The following is a 22,232-nucleotide window of genomic DNA, read 5'->3' as shown; positions in this document are numbered from 1 at the left end:
ATCAGGCCACCGCGCCCTGCTCCCGAAGCGCCGCGATCTGCGTCGCGTCATACCCCAGGTCTGCTAGCAGTGCGTCGGTATCCGCGCCCAAGGTAGGGGGATGCTGTCGAACCCCAAGCCGATGGCCGTCCATCATCAATGGGAATAGCGCCGCGCCCGCCATCTGGCCGGCGCGTTCGCCGTCGGGCAGCCGGATGTCGGCCAGCCCGCCCGTCGCGCGCAAATGAGGGTCGTCGTAAAGCGCTTCGGGTTTGACGATGGGCGCGAACGGTAGGCCGATGCGTTCGAACACCGCCGCCAGTTCCGCCGCGCTGTACCCCGCCAGACGCGCGCGCAGGTCCGCCAGCAAGGTGGGGCGCAAGCGCACACGGTCGTTGTTGGTCGCCATGGCGGGGTCGCGCTTCAAATCATCAAAGCCGAAAGCGTCGCAGAACGTAATCCACTGCGCATCGCTGACGGCCGCCAGGAAAATCTGCTCGCCATCCTTCACGGTGAAAACGTCGTACAGCGCCCAGGCGGATACACGTTCGGGCATCGGTGCGGACGGCTGGCCGGTGATCGCGTATTGCAGCATGTGCTGCCCCACCAGGAAGACATTGTTCTCGAACAGCGCCGATTGCACTTCCTGGCCGCGTCCGGTGATGCCGCGCTGGATCAGCGCGGCCATCGCGCCGATGGCGCCGAACATGCCGCCCATGATGTCGTTCACGCTGGTGCCGGCGCGCACCGGGTCGCCGGGCCGCCCGGTCATATAGGCCAGGCCGCCCATCATCTGCACAACTTCATCCAACGCGGTGCGCATGGCGTAGGGCCCGGGCAGGAAACCCTTGTGGCTGACGTAGATCAGCCGGGGGTTGTCACGTGCCAGCGACGCGTAATCCAGCCCGTACTTGGCCATGGTGCCCGGCCGGAAATTCTCGGCAACCACGTCGGCGCCGGCGGCCAGCTTGCGCGCGGCCTCGGCGCCGGCGGCGCTTTGGATGTCCAGCGCAATGCTCTTCTTGTTGCGGTTGAACATGGGAAAAAACCCCGCGCCCACGCCCAGCAGATGCCGCGTGCGGTCACCCTGTACGGGCTCGACCTTGATGACTTCCGCCCCCAGGTCGGCCAGCACCATGCCGCAGGTCGGGCCCATCACCATGTGCGTGAATTCGACCACGCGCAGGCCGGCAAGCGGCAACGCGCGCGAAGTCTGCGGCAGAGTCGGTTCTTGATGTGGTTGTGACATGACAAAGCTCGTGTGAAGTGCGCGGGCGCTTAAAGGCGCGCGCCGCGGGGACCCTGGGTGTGGGGCTGCGCAAGCGAATGCGATGCAGCGCGGAACGTCTTGGGCACGCCGGCGCGCCACAACGCCCCATGCAACGGCTGCCCGGGCAGCCATCCATCCACGGCAGCGCGCAGCGCCAGCAGGGGATCGATGTCCACGCCGGTGGCGATGCCCATGCTTTCCAGCATGAACACCAGGTCTTCCGTACTGACGTTGCCGCTGGCGCCGGGCGCATGTGGGCACCCGCCGATGCCGCCCAGGCAGGCGTCAAAGCGCGACACGCCGGTCTGCAACGCGGCCAGCACATTGGCCAGGCCGAGCCCTCGCGTGTCGTGAAAGTGCGCACAGCACAGGCGCTCGCCGGCAATGCGGCGCGCGTCGGTAAACAGCCGCTGCACCGCCGCGGGGTCCGCATAGCCCACCGTATCGGCCAGGCTGACGCGGTCCGCGCCGGCGTCCAGCAGCGCCTGCATCAAGCGCAACACGTCGTGCGGCGGTACCTGCCCCTGCAAGGTGCAGCCAAAGGCCGTGCCGACGCCGCCTTCGATCAACATCGACGAGCCCGCCGCGTCGCGCGCCGCGCGTATCTGGCCCACCATCGCGACGACCTCGTCGGGCGTTTTGCGCAGGTTTGCCACGCTGTGTGCATGGCTGGCCGACAAGGGCACCAGCATCAGGTCGGCGCCGCTATCCAGCGCGCGTTCGGCGCCCTTTACGTTGGGCACCAGGACCGACACCGACAGACCGGGCAGTTTTTTCGCGTGAGCCACCAGCGCGTCCGTGTCCGCCAACTGCGGCAGCAGACGGGCGGGCACAAAAGAGCCGACCTCGATCTCGCGTTGACCGGCGGCGTAGGCGGCGTCGATCCATTCGCATTTGGTGTGGGTTGGCAGCACCACGGGCAGGCTTTGCAGCCCATCGCGCAGCCCCACTTCGCGCACGACGGCGGTGGGGGGAATCACAAAAGATGGGGCAGTCGGCATGGCGGCGGATTCGGCAAGGGGTGGGAAGACCGATGAAGATGAAGATGAAGATGAAGATGAAGATGAAGCCAGTTTAGATATTCTCTATTCGCGCACCAGCGGTATTTTGGAACGTTTAATATTCCCAATCGGAATTTCATATCAAGGCAGCCCGCCATGCGCGATCTGGACATCACCACCCTGCGCCTGTTCATCTCGGTATGCGAAACCGGCAATATTGCGCGCGCCGGCGAACGCGCCAGCATCGTGGGATCGGCCATCAGCAAGCGACTGGCGCAACTGGAAGACACGGTGGGCGCCAAGCTGCTGACCCGCAAACGCCGGGGCGTCGAACCCACCCAGGCTGGCGAGACCCTGCTGGAACACGCGCGCGCCATATTGGCCAGCTCGGACCGCATCGAACGCGACATGTCGGCCTATGCCAGCGGCGTCAAGGGCCAGGTCCGCATCCTGGCAACGGCGTCCGTGCTGGCGGAATCCCTGGCCGACGACATCGCGGCGTTTCTGCAAATGGCGCCCCATCGCAACATCCGGGTCGACATGGAAGAACGCGTCAGCCAGGAGGTCGTGCGCGAGGTCAAGGGCGGCATTGCCAGCCTGGGCATCTGCTGGGACGCGGCCGACTTCCACGGCCTGCAAACCCGGCCCTACCGGGGCGACCGCCTGGCTGTCGTGACCGCGCCCGGCCATCCACTGGCGCAGCGCGAGGCGGTATGGTTTGACGACGCGCTGGACTTCGAACACGTCAACATGCCCGCCGCCGGCGCGGTCTTGCGCATGTTGCAGACGGCGGCAAGCCATAGCGGCAAGACCCTGCGCCACCGCGTCACCGTCAGCAATTTCGATTCGGCGTTTCGTGTGGTGTTGGCCGGCTTGGCCATCAGCGTCGCGCCCATCGAGGTCGCCACGCCCTATGCGCTGGCCCATGGGCTGCGCGTGCTGCCACTGCTGGATCCCTGGAGCCATCGCCGCTTTGCCATCTGCATGCGCGACGCGCAAGCGCTATCGGCGGCGGCCAGCCTGTTGCTGGACCACCTGGTGGCGGCCGGACATGCCTCTGCGTGAACGCCACCACGGCGCGGCAAGGCACGGCGTGCCGGGCCGGGCATGTACCCAAGTTCGCATATGGCGCGCCCCCGGACATCGTCTTAAGCCGCCCTGAACTCGGTTTAGATTAATTAGTTTTTCTAATCTGGCCCCAGCAGCTAGTCTGTCGCCCTTTTCATGGGGGTTGCAATGACGACCGCGTTCGTTCCTGGATTTTTGCTCAGCCTGGGCCTGATCGTTGCCATCGGGGCGCAAAACGCTTTCGTCCTGCGACAGGGCCTGCGCCAGGAATATGTGTTTGCCGTGTGCCTGGCCTGCGCCGTGTCCGACGCCATCCTGATTGCGACGGGCGTGGCCGGCTTCGGGCTGGCGGTGGACACGCTGCCCTGGCTGGAGCCGGCCATGCGCTATGGCGGCGCGCTGTTCCTGTTTGTGTACGCGCTGCGCAGCCTGCGGTCGGCGTGGCGCACGCAGCACGACAGCCTGGCGCCGTCGGCCACGCAGACGGCCGGGCTGGGCGCCACGCTGGCCACCTGCCTGGCATTCACCTGGCTGAACCCGCATGTCTACCTGGACACCGTGGTGCTGCTGGGGTCCATATCCAGCCAATACGAAGGGCGGAAAGTCGCCTTCGCGCTGGGCGCCATGTCGGCTTCGTTCGCGTTTTTCTTCACGCTGGGTTACGGCGCCCGCCTGCTTCGACCGCTGTTCGCCAACCCGCGCGCCTGGCGCGTGCTCGATGCCTGCGTGGGCGTGGCCATGCTGGCCATCGGCTTGAAATTGGTGCTGTAAACGCGCCGGCTTGCGGCTGGCCGCAGTCATCTACAATCCGTTGACGCCGGCCGCATCAAGGGCCGGCCCGCAACACACAGGTAGCATGACGCGCGCGAAGAAACCAGCAGCAAGAAAGAAACGCCCCACCGCCCGGGGCAATACAAAATCCGCCGGCCGAGCCTACCGGTTCATCAGGGCGCTGCTGGTGTCGTCGTTGGCCAGCTTCGGCGCCGCCACCTATGTGCTGAAACCGCAATGGCCCGCGCAACTGACGCCCGACGCCATTCTGGCGCGCCTGGGTTGGCCCGCGCAGGAAAAAATTGCCCCGGCCGTGATTCCATCAGGCGCGCTGACCCACACGCGGTTTGCCGACTGTCCGCAGTTCTTTCCGAAAGGCCAGATGCCTGTCGTGCCGTCCGGCGCGGCGCTGCGCGAACTGTGCTTTACCGGCTTTGCCGTCTTGCATAACGGTCAAACCAAAACCCCCGTTTTCGTTGTTGAACGCCTGAACCGCAAGCTGCTCGCGCAGGCGCAGGGCATGCAGCGCACTGACAAGTTCTACGCGGAAGCGCGGCTGCCCGGCGCCGAACGCGCCGCGCTGGATGACTACAAGGGGTCGGGCTATTCGCGCGGTCACATGGCGCCGGCCGGCGACATGTATTCCAAGGAAACCATGGCGCAAAGCTTCTCGCTGGCGAACATGGTGCCCCAAGATCAGACACAGAACGCGGGCTCGTGGAGCCGCATCGAGCAGGACACGCGCAAATACGTCATGCGCGCGGCGGGCGACGTGTACGTCTATACCGGCCCCTACTACAGCGGCAAACCGGCGACGATCGGCGCCGGCGTCGCCGTGCCCAGCCACGTCTATAAAGTCGTGTACGACGCCACGACGGGCCGCTCGTGGGTGCACTGGCAGGCCAACGCCGCCAGCGCCAGGGAAGGCGCGCCCATCAGCTACGACGAATTCGTGCGCCGCACCGGCATGCAGCTGCTGCCGTCGGGCGGCTAGCCGACGGCAGCCGTGCGCGGGGTCGCAACGATTACGGCTTCAACACCACCTTGATGCAGCCGTCCTGCTTGTCGCGGAAGGTCTTGTACATGTCCGGGCCGGCTTGCAGATGTTCGTGGTGCGTGATGACGAATGACGGATCGATGCGGCCTTTGACGATCATGTCCAGCAACTCATCCGTCCAGCGTTGCACGTGCGTCTGGCCCATGCGCCAGGTCAGCCCCTTGTTCATCGACGCGCCAAACGGAATCTTGTCGATCATGCCGCCGTATACGCCAGGCACGGACAACACGCCCCCCGGCCGGCATACGTAGATCATTTCACGCAGCACGTGCGGCCGGTCGGTCTCGGCGCCCACCGCCTGCTTCACGCGGTCGTACATGCCGCCCATGGCGCTGGCTGAATGCGACTCCATGCCCACCGCGTCGATGCACTTGTCCGGCCCCTTGCCCTGCGTCAGCGCGTTCAGCCGTTCCACCACGCTTTCTTCCTCGAAGTTGATCGTAATGGCGCCGCCGTCCCTGGCCATCTGCAACCGCTCGGGCACATCGTCGATGCAGATCACCTGACGGGCGTTGAGCAGCACGGCGCTGCGCACCGCCATCTGGCCCACCGGCCCCGCGCCCCACACCGCAACGGTATCGGTGGGCTCGATCTCGCATTGCATCGCGGCCTGCCATCCCGTGGGCAGGATGTCGCCCAGGAACAGGACCTGGTCGTCGGTGAGTTCGGGCGGTACGGGAATATGCGTGGTGTCGGCCCACGGCACGCGGACGAACTCCGCTTGTCCGCCCGCGTAGCCGCCCGTCAGGTGCGTGTAGCCGAACAGCCCGGCCGTGGTGTGACCGAACATCTTGGCCGCATCGTCGGCATTGCGGTTGGTGCGTTCGCAGACCGAAAAATTGCCCCGTCGGCATTGGTCGCACTGACCGCAGGTGATGGTGAATGGAATCACCACGCGGTCCCCTACTTTCAGGCGCTTGGTCTCGCTACCCACTTCGACGACCTCGCCCATGAATTCGTGCCCCATCACATCGCCCGATTTCATTTCCGGCATGAAGCCGTCGAACAAGTGCAGGTCCGACCCGCAGATGGCGCAGGCGCTGACCTTGATGATGGCGTCGCCGGGATGTTCCAGAATCGGATCCGGAACCGTGTCGTACCGGATGTCGTGCTTTCCGTGCCAGCAAAGTGCTTTCATGTGTGTCCCCTTAGACATGCAACCGCAGCGTTGCGAATCGCGCGGTGGGGGCAGCAACTATCGTGCCTTCGCAGCGGGTTTTCCGGGCGCTACCGCGTGCGTGCGTGGGCATGCGGATTGCTAGGTTGCATGGCCCCGCCGGGCGGCATCGCGCTGGCGGGCCTCATCCAGGAGACACGCATGACCAAGCACGTCTATGTCGCAGCGCTTTGCGGCGCCATCATGTTGGGCGCACATGGCGTGGCCGCCGCGCAATCCGCGCAATCCGCGCCCAAGCCGGACCCCGCCGACTCCGCCGCGTCGATCACCAAGCTCAATAGCGAAGACCGCGGCTTCCTGACCCGGGCGGCGGAATCGGGTTATCTGGAAGTGGACGGCAGCAAACTGGCGTTGAAGAAATCGCAGAACGCAAAGGTCAAACAGTTCGCGCAAAAGATGGTCGACGACCACACCCGCGTGGGGCAGCAATTGCAAGCGCTGGCAAAACAGAAAGGCTTCGAGACGCCGAAGGAGCCCTCGCTGGTGCAAAGCGCCAAGCTCAAGGCGCTGGACCTGCGCAGCGACGGCTTTGATGAGGCGTACAGCGACGAGATCGGGGTGGCCGCGCACGAAGACGCCGTCGAACTCTTCGACAAGGCCACCAAAGAGTCCAACGATCCCGACCTGAAGCGCTTTGCCGCCGACACGCTACCCGCGCTGAAGCGCCATCTGCAAGAAGCGCGCGCACTGCAAAAGGCCATTAAGGGCCAGGGCCAGGCGAAATAGCACGGCGCGCCAGGCATGGTGTTTGCTGAATGGCGCTGCGCCAATCATGGCCACCTTCACACCCATCACACCCATCAACACACGGGAGCAGACAATGACCCAGAAGACTTTGCAGGATCTATTCGTGCATGAACTGTCGGACATCTACAGCGCCGAGAAGCAACTGACGCGGGCGTTGCCGAAGATGGCCCGCGCCGCTTCAGACCCAGCGCTTGCCGAAGCGTTCACGCAGCATCTGGAAGAAACGCGCGGCCAGGTGGAACGCATCGACAAGATCATCGAATCCGCCGACTTCCGCCTCAAGCGCATCAAGTGCGCAGCGATGGAAGGCTTGGTGGAGGAAGGCCGCGACGTGATTGAAGACGTTGAAAAAGGGCCGGTGCGCGATGCTGCGTTGATTGCCGCCGCGCAGAAGGTCGAGCACTACGAAATTGCCGGCTACGGCACGTTGTGCACCTTCGCCAAGCAGTTGGGCCTGACCGAGGCGTTGACGCTGTTGAAGGAAACGTTGGCCGAGGAAAAGGCCACCGACGAAAAGCTCAGCATGCTGGCGCTACAGCAGACCAACGCGGAAGCCGCGCAGGCCGGTAAAGCCAAGTAAGGCCAGGCAAGCGGCCTGAGCCGCCCACACCCCGAGGTCCGACGCGTGGGGGCGTCTTCGGATCTCGGGGTGTTTTCTTGATGCGCGAGTCCGAACGGTGCCGCAGCCGGGTCAATCCCGAATCGAACCCGCATCAATCACGTATGCGTGAAGGCCGCCGGGCACGACGGCCGCTGCCGCTTGCATCGTTCCGCCTGCCTGGCGATGCCCCGCCCGTTGCCAACGCAATGCCGACGCCGAAAGCGATATACACCAACAGCAAGGCGCCGCGCGTCAGTCGCTGCTCAAAGCCGGGTTGCAAGCGCTTGGGCGTTAATTGGTAATCGGCAAAACACGATGTGGCGGCCACCAGCGCCCCTTCCATCCACGGCCGCTTGCCCCAGCGCGTCTGCTGTGCGCGTGCGCTGGCCCGGGCGTGCAGCGTGGCCCAGAAGATAGACGCCGCATGGTGGATCAGCAGGCCGGTCGCCGTGTGCTTCCAGCTGGGGTCATCCTGGTGCAGCGCGCGCTCGCCCCACAGCCACTGGCTGGTCGCATTGGTCGCGGCGGCGGCGTGCCCGGTCTGGTGCTTAGCCAACGCAATCAATGCCAACGTGGACAACGCGCTAGCCGCGCTACCGCTGCGTACGCCTTCTACAAAAGCTTGCCGCCATTCATGCATGGTGATCCCCTGGTTGATGTGGTGGCAGCCCGGGGCTCTTGCCCCGGCGCCGCCAGGTATGCAGTTTGCTGAACCCGTGAACCGATCTGGCGCCGCGACAAAAAAGGAACAGGCATGAAAATTCTGCTGACCGGTGCGCATGGATTTATCGGCAGCCGGCTGGTCGACGCCCTGCGCGAAGACGACCATCAGCTGGTATGCCTGGTGCGCACGCCACGCCCCCGCGACTTGAACGTGCCGCGAGCAAGATACGTGCCCGCGGACTTTTCTCGGCTGACGCGGGTGGAAGACTGGGCGCCGCTGTTGTCGGGCGTGGATGCCGTTATCAATACCGTCGGAATTTTTCGGGAGTCGGGTTCGGCCAGCTTTGCCAACGTGCACGACAAGGCGGCCAAGGCGCTGTTCGCGGCGGCCCGGCAATACGGCGCGCCGGTCATCCAGTTTTCGGCGCTGGGGGCGGATGCCGAGGCCGCATCGGGCTTTCATATCAGCAAGCGCGCCGCGGACGACGCGTTGCGCGCGGCCGGCGCACCGGCTTACATCGTGCAGCCGTCGCTGGTCTATGGCGTGGGCGGCACCAGCGCCGCGCTGTTCAACCAGCTTGCCGTCATGCCTGTCGTCGCTTTGCCTGCGGGCGGCTGGCAGCGCGTTCAGCCCGTGCACATCAATGACGTGGTTGCGGGCGTGCGCGCGATGCTGGCGCAGCCGGCGCCCGGTGCGGTCACCGTGGCGTTCTGCGGCCCCGAACCCATCACGGTGAGGACCTACCTGTCGATGCTGCGCGGCGGGCTGGGCATGGCGGGAAGGCAGTGGATCATTCCGGTGCCGTCGCGTATGGCGAGCGCCGCGGCCAGGGCCGGCAGCTGGATGCCAGGCTCCTTGGTCGACGCGGACAGCCTGGCCATGTTGAACCGCGGTAATACCGGCAACCCGATCGCCTTCGCCGCGCTGCTGGGCCGCAGCCCCGTCGCCCCCCCTTCGTTCATAGCGCCGCATGAACAGGCACCGCTGCGCGCCGACAGCATCCTGCGCACGATGCTGCCCGTGATGCGGCTGTGCATCGCCGCCGTCTGGCTATGGACGGCCGCGGTATCCATGGGCTTGTACCCCATCCAGGACAGCCTGGCGCTGCTTGCCGACGCCGGCGTGCCCGACGCCCTGGCCCCGATCATGCTGGCGGGCGCGGCCGGCCTGGACCTGGTGCTGGGCGTGTTGACGTTGATGAACCTGGGGGGGCGCAAGCGCTGGGTGTGGCTGGCGCAGATGGCCTTGATACTGGGCTACACCGCCATCATCACCGTGCAATTGCCCGAGCAATGGCTGCACCCCTTCGGCCCCATTTCGAAAAATGTGCCGATGCTGGCGGTGCTGGCGCTGCTGTATCTATGCGATAGCCGCGCGCGGAGGCCGTGATGGAATATCTTTGGTTCAAGCTGCTGCACATTCTGTCTTCCACGCTGCTGTTCGGCACGGGCATCGGGTCGGCGTTCTACCTGCTGTGCGTGGTGCTGCGCCGCGACGTCAAGGTGGTGGCCTCGGTGGCGCGCGTGGTTGTCGTGGCCGACTGGCTGTTCACCGCCACCACCGCCGTCATCCAACCGCTGACCGGCTGGTATCTGGCCCACCTGATGCAGTTGCCCTTGAACACGCCGTGGCTGTCCGCCTCGTTGATGCTGTATGCGGTGGCGATCGCTTGCTGGTTGCCGGTCGTGAGGCTGCAAATGCTGATGCGCGACAGCGCGACGGCCTCGGCCGCCGCCGGCGAACCGCTATCGCCCCGGTTCATGCGCTACTTTCGCGCATGGTTCGTGCTGGGCTTTCCGGCGCTGGGCGCGTTCCTGGGGATTTTCTGGCTGATGGTGTTCAAGCCGGCGTAGGGGTGGGCCGTGGACGGATCCGCGCCTTGCATCCGTCCCCGTGGCGCGGCCTGGTGCCGTCTGGTGCCGCTTGCTGCCGCCTGGTTCGGGTAAGGGGCCAGCTTGGAACGGGACTTGCTGAGCGCCACTCGTACCGCCCGACAAGCACGGGCGGTTCTTGGATGCTTCACGTCAGGAGAAAACAATGAAAACGCAGATCAGCTATCGCAAACTCGACGGCGACCACGGCGTCGCCCTGGTCAACGGCGGTATCTCAGAGACACTGCAAGCCAAGCGTGAATTGGCGAACTGGCTGGAACTGCCTGAAGGCAGCAGCGCCAGCACCGAAGAACAACAGGTGGACAGCCGCCTGAAACAAGGCGGCATTGCCCCGGAATCGGTGCAGTTCAACCACATCAGCGAATAGCCCGCTACAAAAGCACAAGGGCTTACGCCATAAAAGCGTAAGCCCTTGATTTTTTTGGTCGGGGCGGTGGGATTCGAACTCACGACCCTCTGCTCCCAAATCGTTTTCAGTCGCGTTTTTGAGAGTTTGAAGCCGTTTGTGTTAGGCGCCTTTTTCTATAACAATCAATGAATTAGCCAACACCCGAGTTTGTGCCGGTTTGTAATCGTTTGACTGAAGCGCCGTTTCAATGGTCCACTTTCGGTCCACCTATCCACGCGCTCTGACGATCTGGCAATGGCAACGAATTTATTAACCGACCGTGCAATCCTGGCGGCCAAGCCGAAGGACCGAGAATACGAGATCACCGATGGCGGCGGCCTCGCTCTTCGCATCAAGACCAATGGAACAAAAATGTGGGCGGTGCGTTACACCAGTCCGACCACTGGAAAGCGTGTGCGAGAGTATATCGGCGCTTATCCGGCGTTGCGCCTCGCCGACGCGCGCGAGAAGGCTTCCCAACGAAAGACCCTCGTGGCGCAAGGCGTGAGTCCTGACGCGGCGACAGTGCTGCTCGCGGAGGACGGGGAAACGCCGACCACCGTCGGTGACCTGTACGACACGTGGTATGCCAAACACGTCGAGCGTAATCGATCCAGCAAGAGCGACAAGGATTCCATAAAGAGCCGGTTCGAGAACTACGTCCGGCCCAGGGTGGGCGACATTCCATTGAGCAAGATCCGCCGGGGTCAGCTGATGGTCGTCATCGATGCCGCCCGAGAAGCGAACAAGATGCGCACCGCCAATCTGCTTCTTGGGGAACTTGGACAAATGTTCCGCTACGCGGCGGCGCGGGAGTGGATGCAGGGCGATCCGACCGCCGCGATTACTCGGAAAGACGCCGGAGGGCAGGACAAGGAAAGCGATCGCGTTCTTGATGATTCAGAAATCGTGATGCTGCGGGATATTCTCGCAACGCCACCGGAATCGAAATCTCGTTATTACGTCGCTAGGCGGCGCGTGCTGCCCCTCCATACGGAGCTGGCGGTTTGGTGGACTCTGGCAACGTTGGCGCGCGCCGTGGAGGTGGCAACCATCAAACGCAAAGGCGTCGTAAACCGCAAAGCTGCCACGTGGACGATACCCGCCGAAGTTTCCAAGAACAAGAAGCCTCATCTGGTTCACCTGAGCCCCTTCGCGTTGGCCGTGTGGGATCGCATGTGCGAAATCCCAGGTGACGGGGAGTATGTGTTTGAAGGACGCGACGGTGGGCACGTGTCGGAAACGGAAGTGACCCGGCGACTGTCCGACCGGCAGACGCGGGCCAAGCCGATCAAAGGACGAAAGAACAGCACTATCCTCGATCTGCCCGGCGGACATTGGACACAGCACGACCTACGGCGCACCGGTGCCACGATCATGGGCGAGCTGGACATCTCGTCAGATGTAATCGACCTGTGCCTAAACCACAAGAAAGCCAAAAAAACCACCCGCACCTATCAGCGACAAACAATGCTCCCCCAGCGAAAGGAGGCATTCGATGTGTTGGGCGCACATTTAACAAAGCTGCTCGGCGATCCCGCCACATGGCTACCGTCGATAAGCGTAGAGGACCACGAGAGAACATCTGCTGTTGGATGAAAGCTGTGGTTCGCATCCTCTAAAGTCGCTGGCCAAAATTACAACAACCGAAGGTATCCCGTGAATGGACGTCAGATAGACCGGGGAAACCCGGCGCAGCTCACCCGGCATCAGCATGTGCATGCAGCCAAGTGCATTAAGCATTTCGTGGGCGCCGATGGGAAAGTCGATGTGGTCTTGTTGGGCGTCGCAAAAACGCGATTGCCGCCGAGTGACCCCTTGTTCTGCGCAGATCGGGCGTGGTCGCTACAGGGCGAACGTGCGCTGATGCGGGATAACATCGAACGCCGATTCTTCAGCCAGCTTGGGCGCGCCGTGCATGGCTATTCGGTGCAAGACCACGAGGCGGTGTCGGAGTATTTCTTTCTTTGGCAAATGCGCCGGATCGCCCGGGAGCAGCCTATCCCTGACATGAAGCTAAACGGCATTACGGGAACCTCGCTAATGCCATTGCAGCGGCAGCTTGCAGAAGCAAAGCATGTCATCACCATCGATCACGACGCAAAGATGGGGGGACAGCACGCGACCACGATTCAAATCCTTCGCGGCGTGGATGAACGGATGCATCAGTACCCGGCTCTCAGATGGGGGGTCGCAAAGTCCGAATCCGGAGAGTTCGTCGTCGCCGATGGCTACGCAAGGCCACGCTTTTTCTTCCCTGTTACGCCGAGCATCGCCTTAATTGAGGGCCAGCGCGACTGCCGCATTGATCATGACACCCTCAGAAAAATGAACCGCAGAAGCATGGAGCAGTCTAGGGCCTATTTTTTTGCTCGTGATATGTCAAAGTGTCCGGCCTAGGCAGAAGGGCAACATTTCCGCCACTGCCCGACTGTGCCGCTGTACATTTCAATGAGTAAATAATGTAATAATCGGAAGGTCTGACGCTCCGATAGCATTACAAGAGAGAAACAAAATGAAAAAAGCAGCGTTGCTCGTTACTGTGCTGACTGTTTCCGGCTGTTCGACCTACGACCTGGCGTTAATGGACCAAAAGAGCGGCACTACGGGCCATGGGCGCGCCACGGCGAACGACTCTATTGCCCTCATTGAATTGGGCGGCAAAACCTACGCGGGGAAATTTAGCTACCGCTCGGACAGCACTTACTCGGTCCCGTCGATTTCCCAATCCGACAATCTTCCCCCTCCGTTGGAGGCGAAGAAGGCAAAGCTGGGGTTTGTCGGAGGCAACGGAAGCGTGTTTGCAAAGTCGGCGGATAACAGCGGTCTGCGTTGCGTGTTCGCCATGAATGCCCGAACGCAAAACGGCTCGGGCGCCTGTCTTGACGATGGGGGCAACGTCTATGACCTCCAAGTCAACTGACGAAGTGCTGGGCGCACCGCCCGCCCTGTCCTGTTCGCTATCAAACCTTCTTGACGAAATCTCCGGAACAGACCGTGCAACACCTGGCACCCTCGCGTGGGAGGCTGGTCCTTGGAAGGTTGACTTTTGGCGGCAACAAGTTCTCAGCCCGTCCGGCTCCGTCCGTCTAAATGCGGCCGAACTTATCGTCTTCGGCCGCCTGCTTGCGGCCGCCGGCTCCGCTGTGAGCAGAGACGTTCTAGAAGCCGATCTGCTTCGCCTTTGGAACTCTGGGGCAACAGAAAACGTGGCGACCCGCTTGGCGCTGTATGTTTCGCGCATGAGGGCCAAATTCGCGCGTGCGCGCGTTCCGTTCCCTATCCGCTCCGTGCGAGGCAAAGGGTATCAATTGAAGAGTTCAACCGCTCACTAGCGCCACACCGCCGTACCTTTCCCCTTAGTGCCGCAACACTATTGCAAGCAGCTGCCGAACCGCGCCATACTGACGTCCCGTTCACCATACTTTTGGAGGGTACAGCAATGCATCGCGATGACATCCAGAAGCTCGGCGCCCAAGCTGCTCGCGAGGGTTTTAGCCTGTGGGATTGTCCTTATCTGCGCGCAGAGGAAATGCCCGGCCACACCGGGGGACCAATTGCAGAATGGCGCGAGAAGATTCGTGCATGGGAGACCGGCTGGCGCAAACAGGTGCGAAGCCGGCCGTCCTCCGTCCGTAGCCGCGCTCGCTGCCTAGCCGTCCCGGAGAGAAGTCCTACGGTAGTCCTCGGCCCGGGCTAAGGTACGGTAAAACTTTGCGCCCACGTGCACCAGCTCGGCGCACTCATTGAGACTCAATCGAGGGCTGATCCGCTCCAGACAGTTGGCATACTCAGTCAAGACCTCCGCCCAGTCGTCAAAATTACGACTGGGCGCAGGTTGAGCGATCATTTTTGCAAGTAGTTCATCACGGAGCATGGAGGGCACCTTCCTTTTGCGAGCCGATTGCGTTGCAGCAATTCACATGCCCGTAGGCGACGCTCCGAGATGATGGCGCCCTGTCCCGGGCGCCATTCTATTGGCACCACTCGCTACGGCCTGCTGTCGGCATCCCCCGCCTTATCCCGCCTCTCCAGGGCCTGAAGGCGAGCAGCATCAGCCTGACGCAGCGTTCTGTAAAACATTGCGCCGCACGCTACCAGATGCCCCAGCTCTCTTTCGTCGAGCTTCGCGGCCAGTTTTGCCAAATGGCCAGAGTAGATAACCAGCACGCTGTCCCACGAATTCAGGTTTGGTGTCGGTGCAGACGCCGAAATCATAAGCGCCAGTAGTTCGTCGCTGTCCATGCACGTTCTCCTTATCCAGCGCACTAAGAATTACACGGGACGGGCTATATGGTCAAAACTAAAGGGTGAGCTTCAGCTACCGCCGACATAGCCTCGACCACATATTGTTGCCCTCCAAGATTTGCCGGCGCACGGACGGCGGCGTCGCGTCAACTTCCTCCCCGGTATCAAAATAGACGGGTCGTGCGTGCTCGCAGTACTCAACGCCTACGGTCGCCGGAGCCGCGCACCCAGTTACGCTTAAGCTCATCAGCAATATCGTCGTCGCCCATACTGGCCGTTTCCTGTTGCACATCGCGCACCTCGTTGCGGGCCTTCGCGCCCTGTTCGTTGATCTGATTCGCCCGTTCTTGGCGTTCTGTCTGCCGCCCCGTCGCGCGCCCCCGATAAAACACACTGACCAGCGCCGCGACTGCCAAGCCGATCAGCAGCAAGGCCCCTTTGAATCGCTCAATCCATACCGTCATAGCCGCCCCCCACTGCCGCCACTGCCTGCGAGTACAGTGCGTCCCATGTGCCCGGGTGCGGCTTGCCGGGCCGCCAGGTGCGCAAATACAGCTGCCACGCGGCGTCACTGTCGCCGATAGCCGGAAGCCTCGCCGGATCCGTCCACAGCAGCAATCGCGCGAAGCCTGCCGCCAAAATGTCGTCATGAGCCAGGGAGTTGTACACGTCCGTCGCGGTCGGTTCGACATCGCGAGCGGTGCAGATCGCACGAGCATCCGGCCAGCTGGAGGGATGCGTAAGCACGCCACGGACGCCGCCCCCGCGCTCGAATTGCCAGAAGCCCACGGCAGGCCCCTTGATCTGCCGGCGATGCACAAAGCGGCTTTCCTGAAGGCCGATGGCCAGCAGCATGACGCGCGCGCCCGGCGTGTCCATCTTGGCTGGTAGCAACGCCAGGGCCGGGTTGATACCCGTCTTGGTGATTTCGGAAAGGTTCATTGCTGCTTCGGTGTCCTGATGTGCTTGGCCGTCACTGCGGCCACGTAGAAGGCGGCGGACGCGGCGAGGGCGGCATCGCCCGCGCTGGCCCAGCCCGCCACGAAGACCCGGCACGCTGCGCCCGTCGCGGTAAGGCAGACTGCGGCCAGGCCGATGCGCTCCAGCGTCGTGTCGTTGATCGACTTCGCAAAGACTGCGAGCGCAGCACCGCCCGCTACTACAAGCCAGCAGACGAATGCCAGCACAGCCCACAAAGTGATATAGATCTTGGTATCCATGTCAGGCTCCTTTGCCGCGAACGCGGTCAAGTACTGCTTGCCACAGGGCACCGATGGGCGCTTCCTGCACGGCCTGCCACATACGCGACATGATCGCCATGCCCAGGAAACCGCAGAGGAAGCCCGACAGGCCCTCGGGAATCCCGAGGAACTGCGCCAGCCACGGCGACCCGTAGTAAGCCAACGCGGCCCCGGTCGCCGCCATGCTGGCCTTCGCCGTCCGGGATCCTTGCAGGAACCGCATGGACACCATCGCGCCGATAACGCCGGCCAGCTTTGCCGCGAGGGCGTCGAAATCTTGGATGTTCAATCGCGTCCCCTTGAGACGAAAAAAAGGCCCGCACTAGCGGGCCGGGTGTGAACTTCGAATTAACACTATGCGCGGGGCCTCGGCTTTACAGGCCGCTGACGTCCAAAACGGTGTATGTCCAGGCCGGCTGATCGGGCTCCGGCGTCAACGCCGTACCGGATCGATACGGCCCGGTGATGCGCGCTGACTGGTCCACATCAAGTCTGCCCCCCGCCCCCATCCGCACCGAACTCCAGATTTGAATCCACATGAAATCCGGCTGCGGTCCGGGACTGGTTAGCTGGTAAAAGTTGGAGTAGAAAAGGTTGCCGACGACCACTGCGGGCAACACGCCACCACCGTAAATGCGGGTCGCCGGCGTCATGGGCTGCGTCGGCGGCACGACCTCGGATAGCGTGTCTATGGGGCGCAGGTATTTGAGCCGCGAACTGAAGGCCCTGGTTCCATCTGGTTTCCATATTTCAAGCGCAGCGTTAGCGAATTCGTACTGCTGACCGTACCCGGCTTGATCGAAGGAATAGATCGTGACGGTGGGTGCAGGCGCATTCGCGCGGGCAGCGAAAACCAGCGTCCAGGTTTGCCCGCTCTGACTGGACCCGAGCAGCCCACAAAACTGGTCCGCAGAAAAAGCGATCACTGAATCCGGCGAACCCGAAATGGTAGTGGTTCCGATGTACCACTCCGCCCCTAAAGGCACGACAAAGGTCCTCTTTTCGCGCAACACCAAATTGGAATATTCGTTGTCGATTTGCGCCGTCGCCCCGCCGGGCTTGGTATACCTGAATCCCGCCGTCATAGTCGAATCCCGTAGGTCACACGCGCTGCCTTGTGCGGATACACGTCGGTCCAGAAATCCCACATAACGTACATCCCAGAGATATACACCCTCGGCGCCACCGCCGAATTGCTGCCACTGCCCGAAAGAGGCGCGTTGCTCATGAAGAATGGCTCGCCCAAGGCGAATTCAGGCACGTAAAGCGAACCCGGTGAAGTCGTCGTGGTTAACACTCCAAGCGTGCGGCCAATAACGGTATTAGGCCCAAACAGCAACGTGCCGTCGCTGTTCCACATCATCAAACCTGCCGTCATGCCCACACTCCCAAACGGATCGCCTCCACCCCATTCGCGTAAAAGACTTGCAGCAACTGGTTGGTCAAGCGCAAACGCCCTTGACCGGCGACCGGTCCGTTAATTTCAAAGGTCCCCGACTTGTCCAGGCGCCACCCCTGCACGCCCGCGACATAGTTATCGGACTGGATGAAGTTGCCGATCATCGCGTTGGTGATCCAGCCAGTGCCGATAAGAGCCTGGTTCATGAAAACCTGACTGCCCTGGATCACGAACGGCGCCGTAAGCTGCGCACCATTTGGATGGATCACCGCAAACCGGTCGGCCGCGACCAGGAATTGCGATTCTGTCACCCCGCCCGAACTTGCGACGCCGAGGCCTATACCTGCCACATAGTTCTTGCCGCCCACAGAGATCTGCGTACGGACGTTCCACATGGCCGAAATATCGCCGTTCGTCTTGGCGATGGCCTGGCTGGTTTCCTCCACCGCCGCGAACGCCTCGTTTGCCGTAGCCTGAACTGCGGTGATGCGCTCTCCCAGCGCCCCGTCAGCGTCAGCGCGCGCCGTGGACTCTTCTTGCACAAGGCCCGCAGTTTCATCGGCCTTCGCGCTGACGGCGCTGATGGTCTGCGCCATCGCGTCGTTTTGCTCCTGCCGAATTGTCGATTCCTGCGAAATGCGAGTTTCCAGCACCGGGATCTTTTCAATTGGCGCAAGAATGTCCTGGGCCAGCTGTGTCTGCGTAATCTTCCCGGTCAGATACTCCAGAATCTCTGTAGCGTCCGAACTGGATTGCCCCAGCACGCCGCTACCCGCTGGGTAGCGTTCCCCCGCCACCCCGTTGCGGTCGCGAAGGATGGCCCAAAAATACAGCCGCGCACCAGCGGACAGCCCCATCAGGGTGGTGGTGTCCTGCGGGAATGCGAAATCGCCCAGCTTCTGCGCCGAGGAAAACGCCGGCGCTTCGCTGTACCAGATCTCCGTCCGCTCGATGATCGACGGAGATGTGGGCAGGCCCCACTTCAAGCGGATGGCGAACACCAGAGCCGTGGCCGTCAAGCTTGTGACCATCGGCGGCGGGGCCAAAATCCCGTCAAGTTGCGTCTGCGTGGACGATGCCCAGATGGACGCGATATCCAGCGCGTTCAGCGCCCGCACGCGGCACAAGAACGCCCCGGCGTATATGTTGGGCACCTCAATGCTGGTCGATCCCGTACGCGGCAGGTTGACCCATTCCGAGTTGTCCCGGCGCCACTGCACTTCGTACGCAACGGCACTTGCCGCCGCCTTCCAAGAAAACACGGCGGTGTGGCTCGCGTACCCCTGGTCGATCACCGAATACGACGTGATTTGCACGTCCGACGGAGGCGGCTGGACACCAGGCGGGATAACGGTGATGGGCGCCGGGTCTAGACGCGTCCCGAAATCCACATTATCAAATTTGCCCGGTTCGTGCTGTATGGCCGAGATTTCCGCAATCAGTCCGTCTTTGCGCTTCACGCCGAGGACGCGGAAGCGCTGTGCAGAAAGCGTTTCCGATTCCAGCGTCCACACACACTCGGCCTCGGGCACCTCGGTAAACGGCGCGGTCACAGTCAGAATCAGCACCGTACCGGGCAAGCCCACCATGTCCGCAGTCAGTTCCGTGGAATCGACGGTGAACGTCGTCATGTCGGCCGTCAGGCCCTGTCCCACCGCAGTGCTGATAATCCGCGTCTCCGACACGCCGCTGGGCAGATTCACGGTCAGACGATCCCCGGGCCTCACACCCAGTTCGGCATCTACCGTGACAACCGTTGCGGTCGCTTCACGGATCCGCCCGCCGATACGCCGGCCGGCTAGGTGCTGATCAGCCACGCGGATGATGCTGCCAGGCCGTACCCGGCAAGCGTCCAGGCCTACTGCGAACGACACCGAGCGCGTTTCCATCCGCGAGGTCAGCAAAAGCCACTTTCCAACTCGATTAGCCTGCCCGCGAGACGTGCACCCGAACGCACTCACTTCGACCTGCTTAAGCCCATAGCGAGCCAGCGCTTGCCGGTCCTCCACGTACTCGACCTTCTGCCGGCCCATGTCGGACAAGTCGTTCCACGAAACCAGCGCCACCGTATAGCGGGTATTGAGTGCCGACCCGACATAGTTGAACCGCCCGTCAATGACGTTGGCGGAAGTGAAGGTGTACACAGGATCGCCGGGCATATCGGCCACCGCGAAGACTGACCCGCTGGCCCAATACGCCATTCCGCGAAACGTTGATGCCAGATCCTGCAATACCCGAAAGGCGTCGGCCGCCGTCTGCAAATAGGCGTTGCAGGTGAAACGCGGCTCTTGGCTGCCGAATCCATCCGGCACCAGCTCATCGCAATACCGGGCGATCTGGTACAGCCCCCACTTGTCCAGCCAGCCGGCCGGAATACGCTCGCCGAGCCCGTAGCGGTCATTACTTACGAGGTCAAAGAAAATCCACGCCGGGTTGTCGGTCCAGGACAGCTTGAAGGTGCCATCCCACGTACCGGTGTAGGCCCGGCTGTCGGCGTCATAATTCGACGGTACGCGAATGATCCGGCCCTTCCAATCGTATGAGCGCGTTGGGATGTTCTGGAACTGCGAAGCATCAACCTTGATGCCCACAACCGCAGACATCGGATATCGCAACTTCGCGTCTATCACCTCCGTAAACGCATCGACAAACGTGCGGTCCACGATCGTGCTGCTCGCCGCGTTTGCGGTGACGCGCACAACACGAACTGACCAACCGGAGCGCGCAGCGGGCAATTCGATACGGTGCGAGCGGGCGTATCGTTGCGTGGTCTTGCCGTCGAAGGCGCTGGCCAGTGCAAGCTGATAAGCGCCTCCATCGGTGCTTACCTCAATTCGATACTCCACCCGGTATCCGGAAATGTCGCCGTTGCTCGTGTTCGCTTGTGAAAGCCCATTCACCGCGAGCGTTATCCGCACTGCGGAAAGTTGGGTGTCGGTGAAGGAGCGCACCCATGGTGTGGTGGCCGTCAGTTCAACGTTGGCGCCGGTCGTGGTTTCAGATGCCGGAATGCCCGGTAGCGGGTCTTGCGTTTGCGTGCCTGTCCGAAAGTCGATTGCGACGTTTTGAAAGTTAAGCGTTCCGTCTTCGTTCGCGATGGGCGTTCCATCCAGATAGACGTCGCGCAGCGCACCGCTAAGGCCATGCGTCGGTCCGTACACCTCGCCTTCTGAAACTAGGTCGATAATCCGCGCGAATGCGGTGCTGTGCAGGCTATCGGGCGATTCTTTCGGGCTGCGACCGCCGCCCCCGCCTTTGCCGCCCCCGAAGCCAACCACCGGAAGGCCCCGCCCGCGTCCCGCGCCAGAAACAACAAGGGCGCCCGAAGGCGCCCTGTTGGCTCGATAATGTTGACCTGTCATACCTGGTCCTCTGCGAAGATGCCCGCCGATATCACCGAGCTTCCGCAAATCATTCGGCCGTACAGCACCGGCACCGGGTTGCCCTGTGCGCTGGTGTTTACGGCACCGTTGAAGTTGTAAGACGCACCGTTCTCGGGGCTGTCCTGCGCACTCAATCCGCGCTGTTGCGGTGACAGCAACTGCGTAACGCCGCCAAGGGCCATCGACACCCCCATGCCGGTCATCATTGCCCAGCCGGCCGTCGCGCCATAAGCGTTATAAGTCAGCGCGGACACCACCAGAATGGCGGCGCCGAGAATCGTTTGAAATAGACCTGCACGCTTTGCGCCGGCTATCACGGGGGCAATCCGAATTGCGTCGCCCCCAACCAGTTTATGCAAGTCGTCTTCGCCAATATTGCGCTTCCCCAAAAAGCAGGCATACCGCACGCCGTGGGCGTCGCTATCCGCAAGCGCCCGCTCAAAGCCCGGCACCAGCACGCAAAGGGCGCGTATCGCCTCTGCCGCGCTGCTGACTGCCAGCATATGGATGCGCCCGAATTGCGCGCCCAGGCGCCCATATAGCCGCACCTCTCGCAACTTTTCGCTCACGTAACCCCCTTGTATCGCAGCATTAGCCGCGTGGCCTCGCGCCAGTAACCGCCGTACACCACACGTTCCGAATCCCGCCCATACAGGTGATGCAGCATTGCGTCCGGCACAGGGAACAGATCGGGCACCTCCATCAACGGCTGCGTGCCGATAAACACGCCGGCGTGATTGGCCCGGTCGGATCGGATCTGCATCAGCACCACGTCGCCGGGAGCCAGCTGCTCGCTGATGGTCAACGGCCTGAATCCCGCCTCGGCGTAGTGGTCCATGTAAAGATCCGCGCTTTTGCCGGCGTCCCACCAACCATCCTCGCGCGCGAAATCGGGAAGGACGATCCCACGTTCCCGCGCGTACCAGTCGCGCACCAGGCTGTAGCAGTCCAGAACGCCGTGCGCGAACGGGCGGCCCAGCAACGGCGCGGCGTAACCCTCGGGCGCAAAGCTGACCAGCTCGCCGGCCAACACCGCGCCGGTGTCATCCTTCGACACGGCGACGATGAACCAGGGCAGGCCGGATGCCTCGCAGGCAACGCGATCCGCTTCGCTGGGCGCGGCCGGCGCGTCTGGATGAGAGTGGATTACGGCAGTGATCCGCCCCGCCTCTTCGGCCGCCGCGTAGTCTTCCGGGTGAAGGATGAAATGGTCCGTGCCTTCCGCCATATTGCGGCACGGCCGGTAGCTTTCGCGGCGGTCCCGCAGCACCACCAGCCCGCAGCACTCGCGCGGGTACGCCGCCACCGCGTGCGCCCGGATGGCGGCCATAGTTTTCTTACGCATG

27 protein-coding genes are annotated in these 22,232 nt (G+C 62.7%); 13 read left to right on the top strand and 14 right to left on the bottom strand.

Annotation, left to right across the window (positions count from 1 at the left end; genetic code table 11):
- Position 1: 1 nt before the first annotated feature.
- Positions 2 to 1,228 (bottom strand): CaiB/BaiF CoA-transferase family protein, encoded by a 1,227-nt coding sequence (locus YH64_RS18555; protein ID WP_046806217.1) that lies wholly within the window; start codon positions 1,226 to 1,228, stop codon positions 2 to 4.
- Positions 1,229 to 1,257: 29 nt separating this feature from the next.
- Positions 1,258 to 2,250: a hydroxymethylglutaryl-CoA lyase gene (locus YH64_RS18550; RefSeq protein ID WP_046806218.1), complete on the bottom strand. Its 993-nt coding sequence runs from the start codon at positions 2,248 to 2,250 to the stop codon at positions 1,258 to 1,260.
- A 156-nt stretch (positions 2,251 to 2,406) separates the two neighbouring features.
- Here YH64_RS18550 and YH64_RS18545 point away from each other — a divergent pair, with 156 nt between their 5' ends.
- The 3 genes from YH64_RS18545 to YH64_RS18535 all read left to right on the top strand — a co-directional run bounded on the left by YH64_RS18545 (position 2,407) and on the right by YH64_RS18535 (position 5,083).
- Positions 2,407 to 3,315 carry a LysR family transcriptional regulator gene (locus YH64_RS18545; RefSeq protein ID WP_046806219.1) on the top strand — a complete coding sequence of 303 codons (909 nt, stop codon included), beginning with the start codon at positions 2,407 to 2,409 and terminating at the stop codon, positions 3,313 to 3,315.
- A 171-nt stretch (positions 3,316 to 3,486) separates the two neighbouring features.
- Positions 3,487 to 4,089, top strand: coding sequence for a LysE/ArgO family amino acid transporter (locus YH64_RS18540; protein ID WP_046806220.1), 603 nt, complete (start codon positions 3,487 to 3,489; stop codon positions 4,087 to 4,089).
- A gap of 85 nt (positions 4,090 to 4,174) precedes the next feature.
- Positions 4,175 to 5,083 (top strand): DNA/RNA non-specific endonuclease, encoded by a 909-nt coding sequence (locus YH64_RS18535; RefSeq protein WP_082134572.1) that lies wholly within the window; start codon positions 4,175 to 4,177, stop codon positions 5,081 to 5,083.
- A gap of 31 nt (positions 5,084 to 5,114) precedes the next feature.
- Here YH64_RS18535 and YH64_RS18530 read toward each other — a convergent pair whose 3' ends face one another.
- Positions 5,115 to 6,284: a zinc-dependent alcohol dehydrogenase gene (locus tag YH64_RS18530; RefSeq protein WP_046806221.1), complete on the bottom strand. Its 1,170-nt coding sequence runs from the start codon at positions 6,282 to 6,284 to the stop codon at positions 5,115 to 5,117.
- A gap of 180 nt (positions 6,285 to 6,464) precedes the next feature.
- Here YH64_RS18530 and YH64_RS18525 point away from each other — a divergent pair, with 180 nt between their 5' ends.
- Positions 6,465 to 7,049 carry a DUF4142 domain-containing protein gene (locus tag YH64_RS18525; protein WP_046806259.1) on the top strand — a complete coding sequence of 195 codons (585 nt, stop codon included), beginning with the start codon at positions 6,465 to 6,467 and terminating at the stop codon, positions 7,047 to 7,049.
- A gap of 94 nt (positions 7,050 to 7,143) precedes the next feature.
- Entirely contained in the window at positions 7,144 to 7,650 is a 507-nt protein-coding gene (locus tag YH64_RS18520) for a ferritin-like domain-containing protein (protein ID WP_046806222.1), read from the top strand.
- Positions 7,651 to 7,783: 133 nt separating this feature from the next.
- Here YH64_RS18520 and YH64_RS18515 read toward each other — a convergent pair whose 3' ends face one another.
- On the bottom strand, positions 7,784 to 8,311 hold the full coding sequence (locus tag YH64_RS18515; RefSeq protein ID WP_046806223.1) for a hypothetical protein: 528 nt from the start codon (positions 8,309 to 8,311) through the stop codon (positions 7,784 to 7,786).
- 114 nt (positions 8,312 to 8,425) lie between these two features.
- On the opposite strand from YH64_RS18515, the gene YH64_RS18510 reads away from it, so the two are divergent.
- From YH64_RS18510 to YH64_RS30715, 8 genes are all read left to right on the top strand, one after another.
- Entirely contained in the window at positions 8,426 to 9,724 is a 1,299-nt protein-coding gene (locus YH64_RS18510) for an SDR family oxidoreductase (RefSeq protein WP_046806224.1), read from the top strand.
- The gene (locus YH64_RS18505; RefSeq protein ID WP_046806225.1) at positions 9,724 to 10,188 is read left to right on the top strand and encodes a DUF2269 domain-containing protein; all 465 of its coding nucleotides are present in this window, start codon (positions 9,724 to 9,726) and stop codon (positions 10,186 to 10,188) included. Before YH64_RS18510 ends, YH64_RS18505 begins: the two co-directional genes overlap by 1 nt.
- 184 nt (positions 10,189 to 10,372) lie before the next feature.
- Positions 10,373 to 10,594: a hypothetical protein gene (locus tag YH64_RS18500; protein ID WP_046806226.1), complete on the top strand. Its 222-nt coding sequence runs from the start codon at positions 10,373 to 10,375 to the stop codon at positions 10,592 to 10,594.
- 276 nt (positions 10,595 to 10,870) lie between these two features.
- Positions 10,871 to 12,214, top strand: a complete 1,344-nt coding sequence (locus YH64_RS18495; RefSeq protein WP_046806227.1) for a site-specific integrase — start codon at positions 10,871 to 10,873, stop codon at positions 12,212 to 12,214.
- A gap of 60 nt (positions 12,215 to 12,274) precedes the next feature.
- Positions 12,275 to 13,015 (top strand): hypothetical protein, encoded by a 741-nt coding sequence (locus YH64_RS18490; protein ID WP_143215437.1) that lies wholly within the window; start codon positions 12,275 to 12,277, stop codon positions 13,013 to 13,015.
- A 115-nt stretch (positions 13,016 to 13,130) separates the two neighbouring features.
- Entirely contained in the window at positions 13,131 to 13,538 is a 408-nt protein-coding gene (locus YH64_RS18485; RefSeq protein ID WP_143215436.1) for a hypothetical protein, read from the top strand.
- Positions 13,465 to 13,950, top strand: coding sequence for a winged helix-turn-helix domain-containing protein (locus YH64_RS30825; RefSeq protein WP_082134565.1), 486 nt, complete (start codon positions 13,465 to 13,467; stop codon positions 13,948 to 13,950). Before YH64_RS18485 ends, YH64_RS30825 begins: the two co-directional genes overlap by 74 nt.
- Before the next feature lie 107 nt (positions 13,951 to 14,057).
- On the top strand, positions 14,058 to 14,315 hold the full coding sequence (locus YH64_RS30715) for a CrpP-related protein (RefSeq protein WP_082134566.1): 258 nt from the start codon (positions 14,058 to 14,060) through the stop codon (positions 14,313 to 14,315).
- A gap of 290 nt (positions 14,316 to 14,605) precedes the next feature.
- Here YH64_RS30715 and YH64_RS18465 read toward each other — a convergent pair whose 3' ends face one another.
- The 10 genes from YH64_RS18465 to YH64_RS18420 form a co-directional block, all read right to left on the bottom strand.
- Positions 14,606 to 14,860, bottom strand: a complete 255-nt coding sequence (locus YH64_RS18465) for a hypothetical protein (protein ID WP_046806231.1) — start codon at positions 14,858 to 14,860, stop codon at positions 14,606 to 14,608.
- A gap of 200 nt (positions 14,861 to 15,060) precedes the next feature.
- Positions 15,061 to 15,327, bottom strand: a complete 267-nt coding sequence (locus tag YH64_RS18460) for a hypothetical protein (protein ID WP_046806232.1) — start codon at positions 15,325 to 15,327, stop codon at positions 15,061 to 15,063.
- A complete protein-coding gene (locus tag YH64_RS18455; RefSeq protein WP_046806233.1) occupies positions 15,311 to 15,805 on the bottom strand; it encodes a hypothetical protein in 495 nt (164 codons plus the stop codon). Before YH64_RS18455 ends, YH64_RS18460 begins: the two co-directional genes overlap by 17 nt.
- Positions 15,802 to 16,083, bottom strand: a complete 282-nt coding sequence (locus YH64_RS18450; RefSeq protein ID WP_046806234.1) for a hypothetical protein — start codon at positions 16,081 to 16,083, stop codon at positions 15,802 to 15,804. Before YH64_RS18450 ends, YH64_RS18455 begins: the two co-directional genes overlap by 4 nt.
- A 1-nt stretch (position 16,084) precedes the next feature.
- The gene (locus YH64_RS18445; protein WP_046806235.1) at positions 16,085 to 16,393 is read right to left on the bottom strand and encodes a hypothetical protein; all 309 of its coding nucleotides are present in this window, start codon (positions 16,391 to 16,393) and stop codon (positions 16,085 to 16,087) included.
- A gap of 85 nt (positions 16,394 to 16,478) precedes the next feature.
- Positions 16,479 to 17,189 (bottom strand): hypothetical protein, encoded by a 711-nt coding sequence (locus tag YH64_RS18440; RefSeq protein WP_052946073.1) that lies wholly within the window; start codon positions 17,187 to 17,189, stop codon positions 16,479 to 16,481.
- Entirely contained in the window at positions 17,186 to 17,482 is a 297-nt protein-coding gene (locus tag YH64_RS18435) for a hypothetical protein (protein ID WP_046806236.1), read from the bottom strand. Before YH64_RS18435 ends, YH64_RS18440 begins: the two co-directional genes overlap by 4 nt.
- Complete coding sequence (locus YH64_RS18430) at positions 17,479 to 20,865, bottom strand: host specificity protein J (RefSeq protein ID WP_082134567.1); 3,387 nt, start codon at positions 20,863 to 20,865, stop codon at positions 17,479 to 17,481. Before YH64_RS18430 ends, YH64_RS18435 begins: the two co-directional genes overlap by 4 nt.
- Positions 20,862 to 21,455: a tail assembly protein gene (locus YH64_RS18425; protein ID WP_046806238.1), complete on the bottom strand. Its 594-nt coding sequence runs from the start codon at positions 21,453 to 21,455 to the stop codon at positions 20,862 to 20,864. The genes YH64_RS18430 and YH64_RS18425 overlap by 4 nt, the downstream gene beginning before the upstream one ends.
- A complete protein-coding gene (locus YH64_RS18420; RefSeq protein WP_046806239.1) occupies positions 21,452 to 22,231 on the bottom strand; it encodes a C40 family peptidase in 780 nt (259 codons plus the stop codon). Before YH64_RS18420 ends, YH64_RS18425 begins: the two co-directional genes overlap by 4 nt.
- Position 22,232 lies beyond the last annotated feature (1 nt).

It is taken from the genome of Achromobacter sp. LC458, from assembly GCF_001005835.2.
Taxonomy (GTDB): Bacteria; Pseudomonadota; Gammaproteobacteria; order Burkholderiales; family Burkholderiaceae_B; genus Achromobacter; species Achromobacter spanius_B.
The sequence above is the reverse complement of the archived record's forward strand: the minus strand, read 5'-3'. Positions and strand labels throughout refer to the sequence as shown.

What these genes read in the sequence shown, in the direction of transcription:
- YH64_RS18555 (WP_046806217.1), bottom strand. Translation starts at nt 1,228, where the DNA reads ATGTCACAACCACATCAAGAACCGACTCTGCCGCAGACTTCGCGCGCG.
- YH64_RS18550 (WP_046806218.1), bottom strand. Translation starts at nt 2,250, where the DNA reads ATGCCGACTGCCCCATCTTTTGTGATTCCCCCCACCGCCGTCGTGCGC.
- YH64_RS18545 (WP_046806219.1), top strand. Translation starts at nt 2,407, where the DNA reads ATGCGCGATCTGGACATCACCACCCTGCGCCTGTTCATCTCGGTATGC.
- YH64_RS18540 (WP_046806220.1), top strand. Translation starts at nt 3,487, where the DNA reads ATGACGACCGCGTTCGTTCCTGGATTTTTGCTCAGCCTGGGCCTGATC.
- YH64_RS18535 (WP_082134572.1), top strand. Translation starts at nt 4,175, where the DNA reads ATGACGCGCGCGAAGAAACCAGCAGCAAGAAAGAAACGCCCCACCGCC.
- YH64_RS18530 (WP_046806221.1), bottom strand. Translation starts at nt 6,284, where the DNA reads ATGAAAGCACTTTGCTGGCACGGAAAGCACGACATCCGGTACGACACG.
- YH64_RS18525 (WP_046806259.1), top strand. Translation starts at nt 6,465, where the DNA reads ATGACCAAGCACGTCTATGTCGCAGCGCTTTGCGGCGCCATCATGTTG.
- YH64_RS18520 (WP_046806222.1), top strand. Translation starts at nt 7,144, where the DNA reads ATGACCCAGAAGACTTTGCAGGATCTATTCGTGCATGAACTGTCGGAC.
- YH64_RS18515 (WP_046806223.1), bottom strand. Translation starts at nt 8,311, where the DNA reads ATGCATGAATGGCGGCAAGCTTTTGTAGAAGGCGTACGCAGCGGTAGC.
- YH64_RS18510 (WP_046806224.1), top strand. Translation starts at nt 8,426, where the DNA reads ATGAAAATTCTGCTGACCGGTGCGCATGGATTTATCGGCAGCCGGCTG.
- YH64_RS18505 (WP_046806225.1), top strand. Translation starts at nt 9,724, where the DNA reads ATGGAATATCTTTGGTTCAAGCTGCTGCACATTCTGTCTTCCACGCTG.
- YH64_RS18500 (WP_046806226.1), top strand. Translation starts at nt 10,373, where the DNA reads ATGAAAACGCAGATCAGCTATCGCAAACTCGACGGCGACCACGGCGTC.
- YH64_RS18495 (WP_046806227.1), top strand. Translation starts at nt 10,871, where the DNA reads ATGGCAACGAATTTATTAACCGACCGTGCAATCCTGGCGGCCAAGCCG.
- YH64_RS18485 (WP_143215436.1), top strand. Translation starts at nt 13,131, where the DNA reads ATGAAAAAAGCAGCGTTGCTCGTTACTGTGCTGACTGTTTCCGGCTGT.
- YH64_RS30825 (WP_082134565.1), top strand. Translation starts at nt 13,465, where the DNA reads ATGCCCGAACGCAAAACGGCTCGGGCGCCTGTCTTGACGATGGGGGCA.
- YH64_RS30715 (WP_082134566.1), top strand. Translation starts at nt 14,058, where the DNA reads ATGCATCGCGATGACATCCAGAAGCTCGGCGCCCAAGCTGCTCGCGAG.
- YH64_RS18465 (WP_046806231.1), bottom strand. Translation starts at nt 14,860, where the DNA reads ATGGACAGCGACGAACTACTGGCGCTTATGATTTCGGCGTCTGCACCG.
- YH64_RS18460 (WP_046806232.1), bottom strand. Translation starts at nt 15,327, where the DNA reads ATGACGGTATGGATTGAGCGATTCAAAGGGGCCTTGCTGCTGATCGGC.
- YH64_RS18455 (WP_046806233.1), bottom strand. Translation starts at nt 15,805, where the DNA reads ATGAACCTTTCCGAAATCACCAAGACGGGTATCAACCCGGCCCTGGCG.
- YH64_RS18450 (WP_046806234.1), bottom strand. Translation starts at nt 16,083, where the DNA reads ATGGATACCAAGATCTATATCACTTTGTGGGCTGTGCTGGCATTCGTC.
- YH64_RS18440 (WP_052946073.1), bottom strand. Translation starts at nt 17,189, where the DNA reads ATGACGGCGGGATTCAGGTATACCAAGCCCGGCGGGGCGACGGCGCAA.
- YH64_RS18435 (WP_046806236.1), bottom strand. Translation starts at nt 17,482, where the DNA reads ATGACGGCAGGTTTGATGATGTGGAACAGCGACGGCACGTTGCTGTTT.
- YH64_RS18430 (WP_082134567.1), bottom strand. Translation starts at nt 20,865, where the DNA reads ATGACAGGTCAACATTATCGAGCCAACAGGGCGCCTTCGGGCGCCCTT.
- YH64_RS18420 (WP_046806239.1), bottom strand. Translation starts at nt 22,231, where the DNA reads ATGCGTAAGAAAACTATGGCCGCCATCCGGGCGCACGCGGTGGCGGCG.